The organism is Rhodococcus sp. NPDC056506 (assembly GCF_042794945.1).
In the GTDB taxonomy this organism is placed as follows: domain Bacteria; phylum Actinomycetota; class Actinomycetes; order Mycobacteriales; family Mycobacteriaceae; genus Rhodococcus_F.
Genome location: NZ_JBHTSW010000001.1, coordinates 329,319 through 346,833 on the forward strand (window position 1 = coordinate 329,319; position 17,515 = coordinate 346,833).

Genomic DNA, 17,515 nt, shown 5'->3' on the forward strand with positions numbered 1-17,515 from the left:
ACGTAATACCTGTCCACGTACACGCACCGAAACAGCAAGGAGCCCGTCGTGGCCACCTATCTCTATCGGATCGGCAAGTTCGCCTACCGGCGAAAAGGTGCGGTCCTCAGTGTTTGGCTGATAATCCTGGTCCTGATGGGCGTCGGGGCAGCCACCCTGTCCGGCCCCACCAAGGATTCGTTCTCCATCCCGGGGACCCCGGCGCAGCAAGCGCAGGACTTGATGGCTGAGCGATTCCCCGATGCTCCCAATCCGATGGATTCGCTGAGCGCCCGATACGTCGTCCAGGCTCCGGCAGGCACAACGCTGGCTGATCCGGCGAACGTCAAGGCAATGGACGACATGCTCGCGAGTATCCGCGGCATCGACAAGGTCGCCGATTCTGCCAAGGTGGACCCGGCAACTGCCACTCCGGAACAGGCCGCGAAGGCGCTGGTCAATCCGGTTACCGGCAACGACTCCATGGTTGCGATGTTCAAGGAAAAGGCAGCTGCGGCTGGAACTTCCGAGGCACAGGCCGTGGACGACGCGCGTGCGTTGTCGCCGCTCAGTGCCGACGGCACAGTCGGATACGTCGAGGTTCCGTTTGCCGGTGACTTCGCCGATCTCGACCAGGCGTTGCGCGATTCGATCAACTCCGCAGCCGATGTCGGGCGAGCTGAGGGACTCAACGTCCAGGTCAGTGGTTCGGCCGCTCAGGAAGCAGAGATGCCCGGTGGCGTCACCGAGCTGATCGGCATCGCCGTTGCCGCAGTCGTTCTGGCCATCACCTTCGGTTCGCTTGTGGCCGCAGGACTTCCGCTGCTCACCGCGATCATCGGTATCGCTATCGGCAGCCTCGGAATCACTGTCGCCACCGGATTCATGGATCTCAGCTCCATGACTCCGACGCTGGCGATCATGATCGGCCTGGCGGTGGCGATCGACTACTCGCTGTTCATCATGTCCAGGTTCAGGCATGAGCTCACGCTCACCGACAACCGTGCCGAAGCAGCGGGCCGCGCTGTCGGAACTGCCGGTTCCGCAGTGGTATTCGCCGGTTTGACGGTCATCATCGCGCTGGTCGCGTTGCGCGTCGTCGGCATCCCGTTCCTCTCGGACATGGGTGCGGCAGCAGCCTTCACCGTGCTGATCGCGGTCCTGATCGCTCTGACCTTGCTGCCCGCGATCCTGGGCATGTTCGGGCGCAAGGCTTTTGCCGGCAAGATTCCCTTCCTCAGCAAGCGTGCGGAGGAGTCTGAAGACGAAGATTCGGGCAAGCCGAAGTTGGCGCTGCGCTTCATCAACGCCGTCGTCCGCCGTCCGCTCGTTCCGCTGATCGGTGGTGTAGTCCTACTGGGCGCATTGGCCCTACCCGCAACGGGATTGAGTCTGGCATTGCCGTCGGAGGCCACCGGTGACCCGGCGACCAGTGCGCGTCAGGCATACGACCTGATCGACGAGGGCTTCGGTGACGGCCGAAACGGACCGCTGATCGCCGTCGTCGACGCCAAGGATGCCAGCGTCCCCGCCGGGGAGGCGTTCGCGGAGGTCGTCTCGACCATCTCGAGCTTCGATGACGTTCAGAACGCGCAGGTCGTCGGAGTCAACGACGCCGGCGACACCGCACAGGTGCTGATCACTCCGAAGAGTGGACCGACCGATCCGGCCACGATGGATCTGGTGGGCAGTCTCCGCGGAGCGGAAGCGGGACTCAACGATTCGATCGGCGTCAGCTACGGCATCACCGGTCAGACCGCACTCGAAGGCGACGTCTCGGACACGCTGAAGGATGCACTGGTGCCCTACCTTGCCGTAGTGGTCGGCCTCGCATTCATCTTGTTGCTCTTGGTGTTCCGTTCGATCCTGGTTCCACTGACTGCGACGCTCGGCTTCCTCCTCAGTGTGCTCGCGACATTCGGTGCGACGGTGGCGATCTTCCAGCACGGCTGGTTGGGCATCATCTCGAACCCGCAACCGCTCGTGAGTTTCATGCCGATCTTCCTGATCGGCGTGGTGTTCGGACTGGCGATGGACTATCAGGTGTTCCTCGTGACGCGTATGCGTGAGGAGTACGTCCACGGTGCAACCGCGAAGGAGGCCGTGACCATCGGCTTCAACCACGGTGCCCGTGTGGTCAGTGCGGCTGCGGTCATCATGATCTCCGTGTTCGGTGCCTTCATCGCAGAACCGAACTCGTTCATCAAGTCGATCGGCTTCGCGCTCGCCGCGGCAGTGTTCTTCGACGCCTTCATCGTGCGCATGGTGATCATCCCGTCCGTCATGGCACTGCTCGGTGACAAGGCGTGGTGGTTGCCGAAGTGGCTGGACAAGATTCTGCCGAACGTCGACATCGAGGGTGAGAAGCTCAGCAAGGCCCTCCGTGACGAGAAGGAAGCGGAACTGCAGTCCGCATCTGCTTGATCTCTGCTGTGCGCCTTTGTTAACCCCTCGCGGTTAATAAAGGCGCACAGCTGTTTTCCCGGTATCGAAATATCCAGCGGCACATGTCGGCCGGGATTGGTAACCTTCGCTCACTATGCTGATCAGGCTGCTGCGCACTTATCTGACGCCGTACCGGGGTGAACTCACGGGCGTTGTCGTCCTGCAGTTCATTTCGACTATGGCGGCCCTTTACCTTCCGAGTCTCAACGCCGACATCATCGACAACGGCGTGACCAAAGGCGACACTGGCTACATCCTCTCCACCGGGGGGATGATGCTCATGGTCACGTTGACGCAGATCCTGTGCTCGGTGGGTGCCGTCTTCTTCGGAGCGCGAGTCGCCATGGGCGTCGGGCGCGATCTCCGGGCTTCGGTGCTGCATCAGGTCGGGACGTTCTCGGCCAGGGAGGTCGGCCACTTCGGTGCGCCTTCGCTGATCACTCGCAACACCAATGACGTCCAGCAAGTGCAGATGATGGTCGTGATGAGTTGCACCATCCTCGTCATGGCGCCGATCATGTGCGTCGGCGGCATCATCATGGCTCTGCGTCAGGACCTGAATCTGTCCTGGATCCTCGGGATCAGCGTTCCGCTCCTCGTTGTCTCGATGGGTTTCCTGATCGCCCGGATGGTTCCCGGATTCCGGGTCATGCAGGGCCGCCTCGACGCCGTCAACCGCGTTCTTCGCGAACAGATCACCGGTATCCGCGTCGTCCGAGCGTTTGTACGGGAACCGTACGAGGTAGAGCGTTTCGGTGACGCCAACCGTGAGCTGACGGAGATTGCACTCGGCGTCGGCCGCCTCATGGCGCTGATGTTCCCGCTCGTGATGCTGATCAGCAACGTCACCAGCGTCGCGGTGATCTGGTTCGGTGGTCATCAGATCAACGAGGGCTCGATGCAGATCGGCTCGCTCACGGCGATGCTCAGCTACATCATGCAGATCCTGATGGCCGTCATGATGGCCACCTTCATGGCGGTGATGCTGCCGCGTGCATCGGTGTGCGCCGAACGTATCTCCGAGGTGCTCGACACGGATTCGTCGGTGATCCCGCCCGAGAATCCGGTCCGAGAACTGAAAGACCCGGGAGTCGTCGAACTTCGTGGCGCTCAGTTCCAGTTCCCCGGAGCCGAAGAACCCGTACTGCGTGACATCACCTTCCGCGCCGAGCCCGGTAAGACGACAGCGATCATCGGCGGTACGGGATCGGGAAAGACGACTCTGCTCAACCTGATTCCGCGATTGATCGACTCCACCTCCGGATCGGTATCGGTGGGCGGCGTCGACGTCCGCGACATCGACACCGAGTTGCTCTGCTCGGTGATCGGTCTGGTCCCGCAGAAGCCGTATCTGTTCTCCGGCACTGTCGCCACCAATCTCCGCTACGGAAACCCCGAAGCTACCGACGAATGGCTGTGGGAGTGCCTCGAGATCGCCCAAGCTGCCGACTTCGTCCGTGCCATGCCCGAAGGCCTGGACACACCGGTGGCACAAGGCGGTACGACGGTATCGGGCGGTCAGCGTCAGCGACTCGCCATCGCCAGAGCATTGGTGCGTAAGCCGCAGATCTATCTGTTCGACGATTCCTTCTCGGCACTCGACCTCACTACCGATGCGAGGCTGCGTGCGGCGCTCCGGCCGGTCACGCAAGACGCCTGCATCGTCGTTGTCGCGCAGCGTATTTCCACCATCGTGGAAGCCGATCAGATCATCGTGCTCGACGACGGCGCCATCGTGGGGATCGGCACGCACGACGAGCTCGTGGTCAGTTGTCCCACCTACGGCGAAATCGTCGCCTCTCAGCTAGCCGTACAGGACGCATCATGAGTAATCGACCGACTTCCTCGCCTCCCATCGGCCCGCCCGGGGGTGGCGATCCCACCAAGAAGGCCATGAACTTCGGCCCTTCGCTCAAACGTCTTCTCGGACGCTTGAGTCCGGACAAGCCGATCGTCGTCCTGATCTTCGCTTTGGTGACCGCAAGCGTCGTACTCTCATCGATCGCTCCGAAGATCCTGGGAAACGCGACCAACCTGATCTTCGACGGCATCGTCAGCAAGCAACTCCAGCCGGGGACTACAAAGGAACAGGCTATCGAGGGGTTGCGTGCCTCGGGGCAAGGTCAGCTCGCGGACATGGTGTCCGGCATGGCCGTTGTGCCCGGAACCGGAATCGATTTCGACGCCGTCGGCAAGGTCTTGATGATCGTGCTGCTGCTGTTCGTCTGTGCGTCGCTGTTCAGTTGGTTGCAGGCGTATCTGCTCAACATCGTGGTGCAGCGGACCGTTCGCCGGTTGCGTGAGGACGTCGAGCAGAAGATTCACCGACTTCCCCTGCGGTACTTCGATACCCATGCCCGCGGCGATGTTCTCTCGCGCGTGACCAACGACATCGACAACGTCGCGCAGAGCCTGCAGCAGACGCTCAGCCAGTTGGTCATGTCGGTGATGACCGTCCTGGGCATTCTGGTGATGATGCTGTGGATCTCACCGTTGCTCGCCCTGATCGCGGTGGCAACCGTTCCGCTGTCGATCATGGTGACGGCGTTCATCGCGAAGCGTTCACAGAAGCACTTCGTGGCTCAGTGGAAGAGCACAGGCGGAATCAACGCACAGGTCGAGGAAGCATTCAGCGGCCATGAGTTGGTGAAGGTGTTCGGCCGCCAGCAGGAGGTCGAGGAGCGCTTCCGCAAGCAGAACGAGGATCTGTACGAGTCCAGCTTCAAGGCGCAGTTCATCTCCGGTCTGGTCATGCCGGCCGTGATGTTCCTCGGCAACCTCAACTACGTAGCCATCGCCGTGGTGGGCGGCATGCGCGTCGCATCCGGAACGATGACGCTGGGCGACGTGCAGGCGTTCATCCAGTACTCGCGGCAGTTCACGCAGCCGCTCACGCAGATCGCGTCGATGACCAATCTGCTGCAGTCCGGTGTCGCTTCGGCCGAGCGGGTGTTTGCGCTGCTCGACCAAGAGGAGCAGTCGGAGGACCCGAAGGGCGCGAAGTCGCCGACGGTCGACAAGGGTCGCGTCAAGTTCGAGAACGTCACGTTCAGTTACAAGCCGGAACAGCCGTTGATCGAGGACTTGTCCCTGACTGCCGAGCCGGGTCAGATGGTGGCGATTGTCGGCCCTACCGGTGCAGGCAAGACCACCCTCGTCAACCTCATCCTGCGGTTCTACGAACTCAATTCGGGCCGAATCACTTTGGACGGCGTCGACATCGCCGATATGACGCGAGACGATCTGCGCTCACGCATCGGCATGGTTCTGCAGGACGCGTGGCTGTTCGGTGGAACCATCCGCGAGAACATCGCGTACGGCAAGCCCGGTGCCACCGACGAGGAAATTCGTCGCGCAGCCGAGATGAGCTACGTCGACAAGTTCGTGCACTCCCTGCCCGAGGGCTACGACACGGTCATCGACGAGGAGGGCAGCAACGTCAGTGCCGGCGAGAAGCAGCTCATCACCATCGCCCGCGCCTTCATCTCGCAGCCGTCCATCCTGATCCTCGACGAGGCGACAAGTTCGGTGGACACCCGCACCGAACTACTGGTCCAGAGCGCCACCGCGGTTCTGCGCAACGACCGCACCAGTTTTGTCATCGCACACCGTCTTTCGACAATTCGTGATGCAAACCTGATCGTGGTGATGGAGGACGGCCGGATCGTGGAGCAGGGGAGCCATGAAGCTCTGCTCGAATCCCGCGGCGCGTACTTCCGTCTGTACAACAGCCAATTCGTGGGCGCGGAGATCTAGTCGGGCAACTACGGTGGTGAGCATGCTGATTGCCGAGGATCTGCTGTTGCTTGCCACCGACGACGCGAGCGGAAAGTTGTTGCGTTCGTCGTCCTACGTCGACGTTGCGCTCGGGGGTGCGCTGTTGGTCGAACTCGTCCTTGCCGACCGCGTCCGCCTCGACGGCTCCGGATGGCGGGCGAGGGTAGCCATCATCGACAATCGGCCACTCGTGGATCCCACCCTCAATGCTGCATTGGCGAGGTTGGCCGAAAAGCCACCCGCCCGGCCGACTGCGGTGGTGAACCGTCTTGCGAAGGGTGCACGCAAGGCGCTCTATGCCGGCATGCAAGCCCGCGGAATTGTGACCGCCGTGGAACATCAAGTGTTCGGGATCTTTCCGAGCGTCAGATGGCCGGCAACCAACCCGCGGTACGAGGATCAACTGCGCGTCGTGCTGCGTGACATTCTGTTGGGTGTCCGCCAACCCACTCCCGGCGAAGGTGCATTGGTGTCGATCCTGGCAGGTGCGAACATGCTCAAGGTGATTGTTCCAGCGGATCAGTTCAAGGCGGCGAAAGCGCGAGCGAAGGTGCTGTCGCAGGGAAACTGGGCAAGCGAGGCCGTGCGGCAGTCGATTGCCGCGACGCAGGCAGCCACCACCGCTGCGCTCACCGCAACAATTGCGGCGTCGGCATCCTCAGGATCGTGACGGGGCGATACTGCACGACGTGGCGCTTTCTGCCGCTGTGACAGGATTGAGCTCGTGACTTCCGCAGTACCGACACCGCCCGTGCCCTCCGTCGACAAGCGCCCCGAGTCGATTTTCACGATAGGGACCAGGCTCGAGGACAGGCTCGGACGTACCGGCACCATCCACACACCGCACGGTGACATCGCGACGCCGTCGTTCGTGGCCGTCGGAACCAAGGCCACGGTCAAGGCCGTGCTGCCCGAGTCCATGAAGGAACTCGGTGCGCAGTCGTTGCTCGCCAATGCGTACCACCTCTACCTGCAGCCGGGACCCGACATCGTCGACGAGGCCGGCGGGCTGGGCAAGTTCATGAACTGGGACGGACCCACCTTCACCGACAGTGGTGGCTTCCAGGTGATGTCGCTGGGTGTCGGGTTCAAGAAGGTGCTCGCGATGGAGGCCGTCGGAGTGCAGTCCGACGACGTCATCGCCAAGGGCAAAGAGCGTCTCGCGACGGTCGACGACGAGGGCGTGACCTTCAAATCGCACCTCGACGGCAGCAAGCATCGCTTCACCCCCGAGGTGTCGATGCAGATCCAGCATCAACTCGGCGCCGACATCATGTTCGCGTTCGACGAGCTCACTACGCTGCTCAACACCCGCGGCTACCAGGAGCGATCGGTCGAGCGCACGCAGGCGTGGGCGATCCGCTGCATCAACGAGCATGAGAAGCTCACCGCCGAACGCGCCGACAAGCCCTACCAGGCACTCTTCGGCGTGATCCAAGGCGCGCAGTACGAGGATCTGCGTCGTCAGGCCTGCCGTGGCCTCGAGTCGATCGAAGGCGAGAACGGATACGGCTTCGACGGTTACGGCATCGGCGGTGCCTTGGAGAAGCAGAACCTCGGAACGATCGTGCGCTGGTGCAACGAGGAACTACCCGAGAAGAAGCCGCGTCACATGCTCGGGATCAGCGAACCGGACGACTTCTTCGTCGCAATCGAGAACGGTGCGGACACCTTCGACTGCGTCAACCCGTCGCGTGTTGCTCGCAATGCTGCGATTTACGTCCGTTCCGGCCGGTTCAACATCAACACCAGCCGGTTCCGCCGCGACTTCACACCTATCGACGACGAGTGCGACTGCTACACCTGCGCCAACTACACCCGCGCGTACATCCATCACCTCTTCAAGGCGAAGGAAATGCTCGCGTCGACGCTCTGCACCATCCACAACGAGCGATTCACCGTGAAGTTGGTCGACGACATCCGAGCCAGCATCGAAGGCGGGTACTTCCACGACTTCAAAGCGGACATGCTCGGAAAGTTTTACGCGGCGAAGACGCCTGCACCTCAGGCGTAGGTCGGTTCGCGCTTCTTCACGTAGGCGATGACGCGGTAGGTGATCGGCATGACCAGCACCTCGACAAGCGTCTTCCACAGGAAGCCGACCAACACGTAGTTGATGAAGTCTTCCCACGTGCTGATGCCGATGACACCGGCTGCGATGGAACAGAAGATGAGGGTATCGGCGAATTCGCCGACGACGGTCGAGCCGATCAGGCGCGCCCACAGGTGCCTCTCCTGCATGCGCTTTTTCATCATGACCAGCACCAGGGAGTTCAGGAGCTGGCCGACGAGGTAGGCGGCCAAGCCTGCGACCAGTAGCCGGGGAATGACGCCCACTACGGTTTCGAGGGCGGCCTGGTTTTCGTAGAACTCTGCCGACGGGAGCTGCACGGCAATCCAGAAGCACGCAGCGGCAAGAATCAGTGCGCCGAAGCCCAGGTAGATCGCGCGTCGGGTCGCTTTGAAGCCGTAGACCTCGCTGAGCACGTCACCGAGGACGTAGGCGAGCGGGAACAAGAAGAATCCACCATCGGTGATGATGGGCAGAATCTGCAAGGGACCGAGCGAGAAGTCGGAATCCGCAAAGAAGGCGACCCCCTTGGTCGCCGCCACGTTCGAGATCAGCAGCGTTGCGGTGAAGAGCGCGACGATCGTCGGGTAATAACCCCGGCTGACGTGCGCAAATTTGGTTTCGTGGGTCGATTCGTCTTGCTGATCCTGAGCTGTCACGTCCGTCATCCAAGCACCACAAGGCGCTCGGATGCGAGTTGGCGACCGTCCAGTTGCGCAGAACACACCGAAGGCCCTGCGGTTTCACGTGGAACCGCAGGGCATTCAATGATGCGAACGAACTGATCAGGCAGCTACGTGACCGCCGGTCAGCACGCGGTACGCGTAGGTGCTGGCGATCAACGCGACGGGTGCCGTCACCAGAAGACCGATTCCGCACAGCAGCGCACCGACGATGTTGATACCGATCAGAGCGAGCGCCAGCAAGATCAAAGTTCCAACGTTCGACGAGGTCAGCGCATAGCTCGACTTGATGCCCGAAATCGCATCCTGGTTCTTGTCCACGATGAAGGTCAGCGTGTAGTAGAGCAGGAACGCCGCGATGATGCCGGGAATAATGCAGAGAGCCAAACCGACGTAAGTGGCTACGGCTACGAGGAAACCGCCGAGAACAACTGCGCCGATGTTGGTGAATTGGAAGAAGGTGCCGAAGGCCGGCTTGATTCCATCCAATTCGCTCAATGCTCCGCGGAGGAATGCGGCTTGGATGATATAGCCGACGATAGCGGTGACCAATCCACCCACAATGGACAGTGCGCTGAACTCTGTGTTGGTGTAGTCGAAGCCGTTGAAAGCGCCCTGGATCAATCCGGCGATCAAGAACGCGATGATCGAGATTCCGATCCAAACCAATGCGTTGTCTTTGAACTTGTTCCAGCCGTAGGTAATTGCGGCGCCCACGGAAAGCTGCGGTCCACCGAATCCTGCGCCGTAGTCATTGGCGGGCGGCGGTGGGTAGTTGCCACCGGGAGGGGGATAGCTTCCACCCTGCGGAGGCGGCGGATATCCACCTGGCGGCGGGTAATTGCCACCTTGAGGAGGTGGGGGGTATCCACCGGGCGGCGGGTAGCTTCCGCCCTGCGGAGGCCCCGCCGGCGGGGGATAGCTCCCTGGAGGAGGCGTTCCCTGCTGGCCGTAGGGATCCTGGGGCGGGAATTGCTTTCCGTCCTCGGGATTCTGGTTGGGGTCGTGCCCACCGGTTGTCATATGCGCACCTAACCCTTGACTACCTGAGTTCCACCAGCGAGCTCGTCATGCTTGCCCTGCTTGGTGGGGCTGTTGTTGATCGTGACCGCGATGACGATGTAGGCGACCAACGCGAGGATTCCGCCGATGATCGGAATGATCGAGAGCAACGTGAAGGCGTTGCGAATCGCAGACTGCTGGACGGAGGGGCGAGGTGCGCCGCCCGGACCGTGTACTGAAAGGCCCAGAATCATCTTTCCCAGAGTCCGACCCTGCGTTACTTCCATTGCGATGAAGTAGGCGAAGGTCAGAATTCCCGAGAAGAGTCCGCTGACAAGAACATTTCCCAGATCACTAACCAGAACCGTCAAGATAATGGCGACGATTCCGACGATGATGGCGTCGATGACGCGAGCGCCGAATCGAATACCAAGTCCACCGGCTTCGGCACCAGAAGGCAGCCGGTTTCCTGCCCCGTACGCACCCTGGTCGTTGAACTGCGGCGGCGGGAAGTTGCCACCCTGCGGAGGCGGCGGGTATCCACCGGGCGGCGGGTAGTTACCACCTTGAGGCGGCGGAAAGTTCCCGCCCTGCGGAGGAGGCGGGTAGCTGCCGCCCTGCGGAGGACCGGCGGGAGGTGGGTAACTTCCGGGAGGAGGTGTTCCCTGCTGGCCATATGGATCCTGGGGTGGGAATTGCTTCCCGCCCTCTGGATTCTGGTTGGGGTCGTACCCACCGGTTGTCATGTGTTCCCCTCAGTCGTAAATATCGCGCTCGAGTGTGACAGTGGATATGACCCTACTGGGATCAAAGAGCTATGTGGATGACATCTGCTCACTTGGATTCGGAGGTCACCTGTGGTTTAGGCTGCGTTGTATGACGAGTTCCGGGGGCAACAACGACGATTCTTCGAGCGATTACCAGGCAAAACCTGGATACGGAGAATTTCCGAGCCTGCCTCCCGAGGGGTACGGCGTGTCCCCGTCCGAAACGCAGTCTTCACCTGAAGTTCCCGGATATACCACTCCCAACGAGCAGTACCCGGGTTATCCGCCGCCGTCGTACAACCCGCCCGGTGATAACCCCCAGCCGGGTGGAATTGGTGAACCCAACCCGTACCTGCCGCCGCAGAATTTCGGACCACAGAATCAATACCAGCAGAATCAATATCAGCAACCCGGACAATACGGACAAGATCAATACGGACAGGCTCAGTATGGCCAACCTCCGAACCCGTACGGTCAGCCGAATCAATTCGCGGGTGGGTACGCACCGCCGATGCAGCCGGTCGGCACCAACGGTCTTGCAATTGCATCGCTGGTTGTATCGCTGGTAGGTGGCTGCGCCTGGAGCATCGGCGGAATAGTTGGGATTATTCTGGGAATTGTCGCTCTGAATCAGATCAAGCAGACAGGTCAGGAAGGCCGCGGACTTGCTATCGCCGGTATTGCGATCGGAGCAGTTTTCCTTGCGTTCTTCTTGGTGATACTTGGGTTTGGGATCTTCGGTTCCTATCGATACTGACCATCGCAATCGCGCTCACACCGGAGTGACGGTGGACGACGCAGGAAGTGGCTTCCCGAAGTAATAGCCCTGGCCCATGTCGCAGCCGGCGCGCAAGACGTTGGCTGCGTGTTCGGCGGTTTCGACGCCCTCGGCTATCGAATCGAGCCCGAGCTTCCTAGCGATGTCGGCGATGGACTCCATGACCATGAAGGCGCGCTCTCCAGCACGACCCGCTGCGCTGACCGCCCAGGTCAACGATTGGTCGATCTTGAGAATGTCGAGCGGCAATTCCGACAACGCGGAGAACGACGCGAAGCCCGCCCCGAAATCATCGAGGGCAATTCGAATTCCTTCGTTGTGCAGAATGTGAAGAGTCTCGGCGGCATGCCGACCGACGACGCCGAGTTCGGTGACTTCCACGATGATTCTGCTCAGTGGGGTTTGTGAACTGTCGAGCGCTCCGAGGATTTCGTGAGCGGCGTGCGGGGTAGCGAGTTGGCGAGGCGAAAAGTTGACCGCGACCATCATGTGCTCGGGCCACGACGCTGTCTGGGCGCAAATCATGTCCAGAGCTTGTAATCCGATGGGAATGATGAGTCCGGAAGACTCGGCGGAGCGCATGAAATCTTGAGGCTCGATCAACCCTCGAAGTGGATGGCGCCACCGCAGAAGGGCTTCATAGCTGATAATTGCTGACGAGTTCAGATTGACCTGGGGTTGATACAACACCTCGAATTGATGGTCGTCGAGTGCCTCGCGAAGCTCGCGGACCATGCCGTATTCCTTTTCGTCCTGAGTCGCCCGTGCCGCACGTGCGTGTCAGCGTGGATGCTGCAAGTGGGTACTGCGGTCGGATTCCAGGTTCAGATCCCGGGCGTAGTTTTGCAGGGATCACTCGCCCTGAACTGCCTTCGCCAGTCTTGACCGTACTTCACTATTCGAGAATTGCCAACGAATAGCTATTGCGGACGGCTTTGGTATATCGGACAATCGAGCTTTTGTCCCGACGAGGTGCCAATCGATCCTTCACTTACTTCGCCGGGAAAATCCACGGGGTCCGGGGGATCTTCCGAGAATCGAATCGATCCGCCAATAGTGGTGGTGTGACAACTTCGCCGGGTTCGGCGAGGCCGATGCTCGACGCGATCATCGTCAGAACCTGTGCAGCACTGCGTCCGGCCTCGAGTTGATCTGCAAGAGTCACTGCGCCGTCGCGCTTCGCGAGGCGTTTGCCTTCACTGTTCAAAGCGAGAGGAACGTGGGCGTACGACGGTCGTTCGATGTCGAGCAGTCGAGCGAGGTAGGCCTGGCGTGGAGCCGAGGTCAGGAGGTCGTCGCCGCGGACCACTTGGTCGATACTCTGCGCACCGTCGTCGACGACAACGGCGAGGTTGTAGGCAGGTACGCCGTCACCGCGGAGCAGGACGACGTCGTCGACTTGTCCCGTCACCTCGCCGAACAGTTCGTCATGGACGGTGAACGAGTCGATGCCGGCCCGAAGCCTCAGCGCGGGGGATCGGCCACTTGCCGATTTCTCGGCGCGTTCGGCCTCCGAAAGGTTCCGACACGTGCCGGGGTAGGCGCCGTCGGGAGCATGGGGAGCGGACGGTGCCTGCAGGATTTCCTTGCGTGTGCAGAAGCAAGGATAGGTCAGGTCACGCTCGCGTAATAGTTCGATAGCCTTGTGGTACAAGGGAAGACGGTGTGACTGTAAGACGACTGGGCCGTCCCAGGTGAGGCCGAGCCTACGCAGATCGTCGAGTTGCCGTTCCATCGCTCCGGGTCGGACACGATCGAGATCCTCTACCCGAATGAGGAAGTCGCGCCCGCTGGTGCGGGCGAACAGCCAGGCCAGGAGGGCAGTCCGGAGGTTTCCCAGATGGAGATCGCCGGACGGGCTCGGCGCGAAGCGCCCTGCTCCTGCCACGTCAGCTGGCGAGCCCGACGGAAGCGAGCGGGTTCTCGGCGTCGTGCAGGGTGAGGCGGATCGCGGTTTCCAAAGCGTGATCGAGGTACTGCGGCGGATACATGGCGGGACTTCCGAGTGCGTCGAGTGCCAATCCGTTGACGGTTGAAAGCAGAAGTGCCGCTCTGGTTTCCGCTTCTGGAGTTCCGATCCCGATCAATACCGTCGAGATGCCGGTGCGGATTGTGAACAGAGTTGTCCGGCGGATTTCGGAGAGTGACTCACTGGTTGCGGCACGCACGGCAAAGGCGGCGAGCACATGAGCTTCGCGCGTGCGTTGTTCGTCGAGGGGCAGCAGTTGCGAAAGCGCCTGGAACAGAGAGGCGTGCGGGTCCGCGTCGGCGGACGACTCGGCCAGTCTTGTCAACAATCGATCGACGAGTGTTCGCAGTGCAAATGCGAACATCTCGTCCTTGGTCGAGAAATGATGTTGCACTGCGCCGATCGAGACGCCCGCCCGTTTTGCGACCTCGCGGACGCTGGCATTTTCCAGTCCGGATTCTGCAGCGACGTCGAACAATGCCGCCGCAAGCAGGTCTGGACTCGTGGAGGATTTTCGACGCTCTGGCATACCGCGACATTACATGTGTATGGAAGTAATGCCCACGTCAGGGGTGCTTTTTCACGCCTTCCGGCCGAGGAAGGCAAGGAGTTTCGTCGCTTTGTCAGCGTTGTCCGGAACCTGTACTTCCGGGCCGCACACGCCGCTCATGCGGATCGAGTCGCCCAGGCCCGCGGCGATCTCCGACACCCAGTCCACGTCCGCGTCTCGCATCGCCGTATCGGTGCCGGTTGCGGCCGCGAGGTCCCAACCGTGGATGACCAGATCGAAACACAAAAACCCTTCGACCGTGGCTCCGAGGTTGGTCCTGCCGAAGTGCCCGTCGTATTCGAGGGTGGACTTTGCCGGGTCGTCCAGAATTGCCTGCATCGAATCGCGCACGGCCGCCCAGGCCGCGGACGGGTCGTCGTCAACCGACGGACCGGGTGCCAATTCGAGGCCGACTACCTTGACCATGTCTCGTTCGCTGTCGAGCACGTGCCTCACCACGTCGCGGGCGGTCCAGCCCTCGCAGGGGGAATCGTTGTCCCATCGATCGGCGGGTACGGCGTCGATCCGCGCCGTGAATTCGGCGGCCAGATCCCGATAGCGTTGGGCGGGGGAGATCTCTGTTGAAGTCATGACAACAATCCTTCACCGCCACAGCGCTTCATGATTGATTATTTCGGACATCGGCAAGTAGCTCGCCTATGCGACCGCGTCGCCCTCGGTCAGAGCGACGACGGTATCCGACCCATGCCAGTCGGGGGCTTGGGTTCGGAGTAGAGCCGCCGGGGTCAGCGACGAGATTCGGCGGCATTCACGCGTCAAGTGGGCCTGATCGCTGAACCCGCAGTGGGCAGCGGATTCAGCGAGTCCCAACGCGGGTCGACTGCGAGCGAGTGCCATGAAGCGCTGGAGGCGCAGGATCGAGCGCAGCGTTGCAGGGCCGTATCCGAAGGCGTCGTTGCAACGACGCTGGAGTTGGCGCGACGTCAGGGCCGCCGCGTCGGCGAGAGAGCTGACATTCCACGAATGTTCGGACAGTGCGGTACGAACATGGTTGATCACCGGATCGTGACGGAAACTCGAACTTGCCCAACTTCGGACAGCATCTTCGAGGATGGAGACCTGTTTGTGGTCTTCGGAATTTTCCAAGCGGTTCAACAGTATTCGTTCTGTACGTGCGTCGGTTACATCGCCGAGGTCGGCGCGAGAATCCCGAAGCTCGGACGCCGAAGTTCGCAGCATGGGCGAGGCAGATCCAGGGCGGAATCGAACACCCACGGAGCGTGTTCCTGGCGGAAGAGTGAAGGACCACGCAGCGGTTTCCGGGCCGCAGACGCGAATGCCGACGCCACGTATCCACAGCACGTCAATGCACGCATCGGGCACGAGGAGGTGCTCGCCTTCTGCACACGCCGTCCAGCCGCACACCAGGATGTCGGAGAGATCCGGGGCGACCGATTGTGGTGTGTACCAACCCATGGCAAAAGCTTATCGAGCGGCACCGACACGAAGGTGAGTTCAGTCGACCGGGCCGAAGCGGTATCCGAACCCCCGAATCGTTTTGATGTATTTCGGTTTCGCGGGATCGGATTCGAGTTTGGACCGCAGGCTGAGAATGGTCGCGTCGACTACACGCGTCTTTTCGTGGGCGGAACCCCAGACGTTTCGGATCAGGTGATCACGCGAGTACACACGCCCCGGCTCGGTTGACAGTTCCAGGAGCACTCGCCATTCGGTCCGGCTGAGGACCAGCAGCTTTCCGCCCATCGTCGCCGTCATCGCACGTCGATCGAGGAGTAGGTCACCGTGACGTAGGTGTTTGCCGGCAGTGGGGTGTGTGGTTTCACGAAGAATTGCGGTGACTCGAAGATCGAGCGCGTGAGAATCGATCGGATTCAGCACGAAGTCCGAGACAGCGCGATGAGGTGCTTCGTCGATGTCCTCGAGGGTGTCCACCAACATGATGATCGGCATCGAACTGCGCAAGCGGATCTGTCGTGCGATCTCGTAGCCGTCGATGTCCGGCAACAGTAGGTCGATCACGGCGATGTCGAAACTGTCGGTGTCCAGGTCGTCGAGTAGTCGACGCCCGGTGCGGGCGAGCTGTACCTGGTGCCCGAAATATACTAATTCGGTTCCGAGCGTCTGGACAAGCTCCGCACGATCAGTAGCTGCAAGTATCAAACTCACGTGAAAATCCTCCCCCCGAAGGTGTTACTAGTCGTAACAGCTTGCATTGTTGCAGATCATGGACCGAGGAGCCAGGCAAAGTAGGCCAATCGGAAGTCGCGGAATTGGGGTCGTCAGTCGCTAGACTTCTCTCATGGGCACTCTGTTTGCGTTGACGCTGCCAGGCTTGCTCGTGCTTCTGGTCCTGTTCGCATTCGCCGAGACTCTCTGGAACCGGCTCACCGGCGGCCGGGCACTGCCGTGGACTCGGGGACGCACGACTCGTCCGGTATCGGCCGCGGGCTTCGAAGAGGTTGCTGCCTTGTTTCAGGGATCCAAGCACCATGAATTCGAGCAACGGCAGAGTGCGTTGATGCATCGTGAGGACGGAACAGACGGTGACCCGCCGTGGGTGTCCGTCGATCCGGAAGCCAACAAGGTTGTGCTCCGTCGACGGAGTTGACAGTCGCCAACAGTCGTCTGGCTCAGGCCCAGTGGCTGGGGCGGGTCAACGAATCGGGAAGCGTGGTAGCCGAATCGCCGATCGCCGCGTTGATCTGGAACTGAGTGAGAAAGATGCTGCCGCGGAGTTTTGCACCGCGAATGTCGGTGCCGCGTAAGTCTGCACCGATCAGGTCGGCTCGATCGAGATCGCAGCCGCGGAGGTCTGCCCCGATCAGATAGGTCCCGCGAAAGTTGGCCCCGCGTAGATCGGAACCACGAAGTTTGGCGCCGATGAGGTCTGCGCCGCGGTGGTCGAGTTTGCGACTCTTCTTGCTTGAAATCGGTGATCGCACAAGGTCACCCGTCTGCAAGAGCAGGGTGTTGACTACCGCTCGGTGTGCTGAGACGTCAACGGCTTGAATCTGCGAAGGTGTGCCGTTGGTCAGGGTTTCGGTCTCTGCGAGTGCAGCGTCGAGTTCCTTCCGAATCGAGTGGGTCTGCTTCAGCGAGCGGGCTTCGGCGAGATACCAGAGCAGTTCGTGCAATTGGCGTACGACAGGGAAGGTTTCGAACATGTCCGACCCGGTCTCCGGGGCGTCACGCCAGCTGACGCCGTGGTAGGTCTGCTGTGAAACCTTCTGTCCCGCACCGAAACAGTCGTAGACGGTGCAACCGGTGAAGCCCTTCTTTCGCAATCCAGTGTGAATGCCACAACCGAAATCCTCCTGCAGGTTCGTGCAGGGGTCGCCGGCATTCTTGTTGGTCGCGAAGTCGGAAGACTTGGAAAAGGGGAGCGCGACGCAGCACAGGCCGAAGCAACTGCTGCAATCTGCGAGCAGATTGGTCTGGCCGGCAATCACGCGTACTCCCGATCTTTGGGTTGGACGGAAAGTGTGTCTTCGGGTTTGTGAGTCTGTCAAACG

The 17,515-nt window shown here is 61.0% G+C and carries 17 protein-coding genes; 7 read left to right on the forward strand and 10 right to left on the reverse strand.

The features are described 5' to 3' along the window. The first annotated feature begins 48 nt into the window (after positions 1-48). From ACFQ6H_RS01505 to tgt, 5 genes are all read left to right on the forward strand, one after another. Positions 49-2,403 (forward strand): MMPL family transporter, encoded by a 2,355-nt coding sequence (locus tag ACFQ6H_RS01505; protein WP_378643055.1) that lies wholly within the window; start codon positions 49-51, stop codon positions 2,401-2,403. 115 nt (positions 2,404-2,518) lie between these two features. Continuing rightward, entirely contained in the window at positions 2,519-4,252 is a 1,734-nt protein-coding gene (locus ACFQ6H_RS01510; RefSeq protein WP_378643059.1) for an ABC transporter ATP-binding protein, read from the forward strand. Continuing rightward, positions 4,249-6,180, forward strand: a complete 1,932-nt coding sequence (locus ACFQ6H_RS01515; protein WP_378643064.1) for an ABC transporter ATP-binding protein — start codon at positions 4,249-4,251, stop codon at positions 6,178-6,180. Before ACFQ6H_RS01510 ends, ACFQ6H_RS01515 begins: the two co-directional genes overlap by 4 nt. Positions 6,181-6,202: 22 nt before the next feature. Continuing rightward, positions 6,203-6,871, forward strand: coding sequence for a GPP34 family phosphoprotein (locus ACFQ6H_RS01520; RefSeq protein WP_378540615.1), 669 nt, complete (start codon positions 6,203-6,205; stop codon positions 6,869-6,871). Positions 6,872-6,925: 54 nt separating this feature from the next. Beyond that, entirely contained in the window at positions 6,926-8,215 is a 1,290-nt protein-coding gene (gene tgt / locus ACFQ6H_RS01525; protein WP_378643069.1) for a tRNA guanosine(34) transglycosylase Tgt, read from the forward strand. On the opposite strand, the gene ACFQ6H_RS01530 is transcribed toward tgt, so the two are convergent. The 3 genes from ACFQ6H_RS01530 to ACFQ6H_RS01540 all read right to left on the reverse strand — a co-directional run bounded on the left by ACFQ6H_RS01530 (position 8,206) and on the right by ACFQ6H_RS01540 (position 10,703). After that, on the reverse strand, positions 8,206-8,940 hold the full coding sequence (locus ACFQ6H_RS01530) for a queuosine precursor transporter (protein ID WP_378536837.1): 735 nt from the start codon (positions 8,938-8,940) through the stop codon (positions 8,206-8,208). The two genes, tgt and ACFQ6H_RS01530, sit on opposite strands and share 10 nt — an antisense overlap. A gap of 117 nt (positions 8,941-9,057) precedes the next feature. Then, on the reverse strand, positions 9,058-9,978 hold the full coding sequence (locus ACFQ6H_RS01535) for a hypothetical protein (RefSeq protein WP_378643073.1): 921 nt from the start codon (positions 9,976-9,978) through the stop codon (positions 9,058-9,060). An 8-nt stretch (positions 9,979-9,986) separates the two neighbouring features. Then, positions 9,987-10,703: an RDD family protein gene (locus tag ACFQ6H_RS01540; RefSeq protein WP_378536844.1), complete on the reverse strand. Its 717-nt coding sequence runs from the start codon at positions 10,701-10,703 to the stop codon at positions 9,987-9,989. A gap of 130 nt (positions 10,704-10,833) precedes the next feature. Between ACFQ6H_RS01540 and ACFQ6H_RS01545 the strand changes: the two genes are divergently transcribed. Beyond that, on the forward strand, positions 10,834-11,481 hold the full coding sequence (locus ACFQ6H_RS01545) for a DUF4190 domain-containing protein (protein WP_378643400.1): 648 nt from the start codon (positions 10,834-10,836) through the stop codon (positions 11,479-11,481). A 15-nt stretch (positions 11,482-11,496) separates the two neighbouring features. Here ACFQ6H_RS01545 and ACFQ6H_RS01550 read toward each other — a convergent pair whose 3' ends face one another. The 6 genes from ACFQ6H_RS01550 to ACFQ6H_RS01575 form a co-directional block, all read right to left on the reverse strand. Next, positions 11,497-12,237, reverse strand: coding sequence for an EAL domain-containing protein (locus ACFQ6H_RS01550; RefSeq protein WP_378643078.1), 741 nt, complete (start codon positions 12,235-12,237; stop codon positions 11,497-11,499). Between the two features lie 256 nt (positions 12,238-12,493). Beyond that, positions 12,494-13,390 (reverse strand): tRNA glutamyl-Q(34) synthetase GluQRS, encoded by an 897-nt coding sequence (gene gluQRS, locus ACFQ6H_RS01555; protein ID WP_378643083.1) that lies wholly within the window; start codon positions 13,388-13,390, stop codon positions 12,494-12,496. Between the two features lies 1 nt (position 13,391). After that, positions 13,392-14,000 carry a TetR/AcrR family transcriptional regulator gene (locus tag ACFQ6H_RS01560; protein WP_378445644.1) on the reverse strand — a complete coding sequence of 203 codons (609 nt, stop codon included), beginning with the start codon at positions 13,998-14,000 and terminating at the stop codon, positions 13,392-13,394. 51 nt (positions 14,001-14,051) lie between these two features. Then, on the reverse strand, positions 14,052-14,612 hold the full coding sequence (locus ACFQ6H_RS01565) for a TIGR03086 family metal-binding protein (protein ID WP_378643088.1): 561 nt from the start codon (positions 14,610-14,612) through the stop codon (positions 14,052-14,054). A gap of 66 nt (positions 14,613-14,678) precedes the next feature. Next, complete coding sequence (locus tag ACFQ6H_RS01570; RefSeq protein ID WP_378643091.1) at positions 14,679-15,458, reverse strand: helix-turn-helix domain-containing protein; 780 nt, start codon at positions 15,456-15,458, stop codon at positions 14,679-14,681. Between the two features lie 39 nt (positions 15,459-15,497). Next, positions 15,498-16,169 carry a response regulator transcription factor gene (locus ACFQ6H_RS01575; RefSeq protein WP_378536857.1) on the reverse strand — a complete coding sequence of 224 codons (672 nt, stop codon included), beginning with the start codon at positions 16,167-16,169 and terminating at the stop codon, positions 15,498-15,500. Positions 16,170-16,302: 133 nt separating this feature from the next. Here ACFQ6H_RS01575 and ACFQ6H_RS01580 point away from each other — a divergent pair, with 133 nt between their 5' ends. Next, positions 16,303-16,611 carry a DUF6191 domain-containing protein gene (locus ACFQ6H_RS01580; protein WP_007731580.1) on the forward strand — a complete coding sequence of 103 codons (309 nt, stop codon included), beginning with the start codon at positions 16,303-16,305 and terminating at the stop codon, positions 16,609-16,611. A 22-nt stretch (positions 16,612-16,633) separates the two neighbouring features. Here ACFQ6H_RS01580 and ACFQ6H_RS01585 read toward each other — a convergent pair whose 3' ends face one another. Further along, positions 16,634-17,452: a pentapeptide repeat-containing protein gene (locus ACFQ6H_RS01585; protein WP_378643096.1), complete on the reverse strand. Its 819-nt coding sequence runs from the start codon at positions 17,450-17,452 to the stop codon at positions 16,634-16,636. Between the last annotated feature and the right edge of the window lie 63 nt (positions 17,453-17,515).

Coding starts and splice junctions, on each gene's coding strand:
- ACFQ6H_RS01510 (WP_378643059.1), top strand. CDS start 2,519: ATGCTGATCAGGCTGCTGCGCACTTATCTGACGCCGTACCGGGGTGAA.
- ACFQ6H_RS01515 (WP_378643064.1), top strand. CDS start 4,249: ATGAGTAATCGACCGACTTCCTCGCCTCCCATCGGCCCGCCCGGGGGT.
- ACFQ6H_RS01520 (WP_378540615.1), top strand. CDS start 6,203: ATGCTGATTGCCGAGGATCTGCTGTTGCTTGCCACCGACGACGCGAGC.
- ACFQ6H_RS01530 (WP_378536837.1), bottom strand. CDS start 8,940: ATGACGGACGTGACAGCTCAGGATCAGCAAGACGAATCGACCCACGAA.
- ACFQ6H_RS01535 (WP_378643073.1), bottom strand. CDS start 9,978: ATGACAACCGGTGGGCACGACCCCAACCAGAATCCCGAGGACGGAAAG.
- ACFQ6H_RS01540 (WP_378536844.1), bottom strand. CDS start 10,703: ATGACAACCGGTGGGTACGACCCCAACCAGAATCCAGAGGGCGGGAAG.
- ACFQ6H_RS01545 (WP_378643400.1), top strand. CDS start 10,834: ATGACGAGTTCCGGGGGCAACAACGACGATTCTTCGAGCGATTACCAG.
- ACFQ6H_RS01550 (WP_378643078.1), bottom strand. CDS start 12,237: ATGGTCCGCGAGCTTCGCGAGGCACTCGACGACCATCAATTCGAGGTG.
- ACFQ6H_RS01560 (WP_378445644.1), bottom strand. CDS start 14,000: ATGCCAGAGCGTCGAAAATCCTCCACGAGTCCAGACCTGCTTGCGGCG.
- ACFQ6H_RS01565 (WP_378643088.1), bottom strand. CDS start 14,612: ATGACTTCAACAGAGATCTCCCCCGCCCAACGCTATCGGGATCTGGCC.
- ACFQ6H_RS01570 (WP_378643091.1), bottom strand. CDS start 15,458: ATGGGTTGGTACACACCACAATCGGTCGCCCCGGATCTCTCCGACATC.
- ACFQ6H_RS01580 (WP_007731580.1), top strand. CDS start 16,303: ATGGGCACTCTGTTTGCGTTGACGCTGCCAGGCTTGCTCGTGCTTCTG.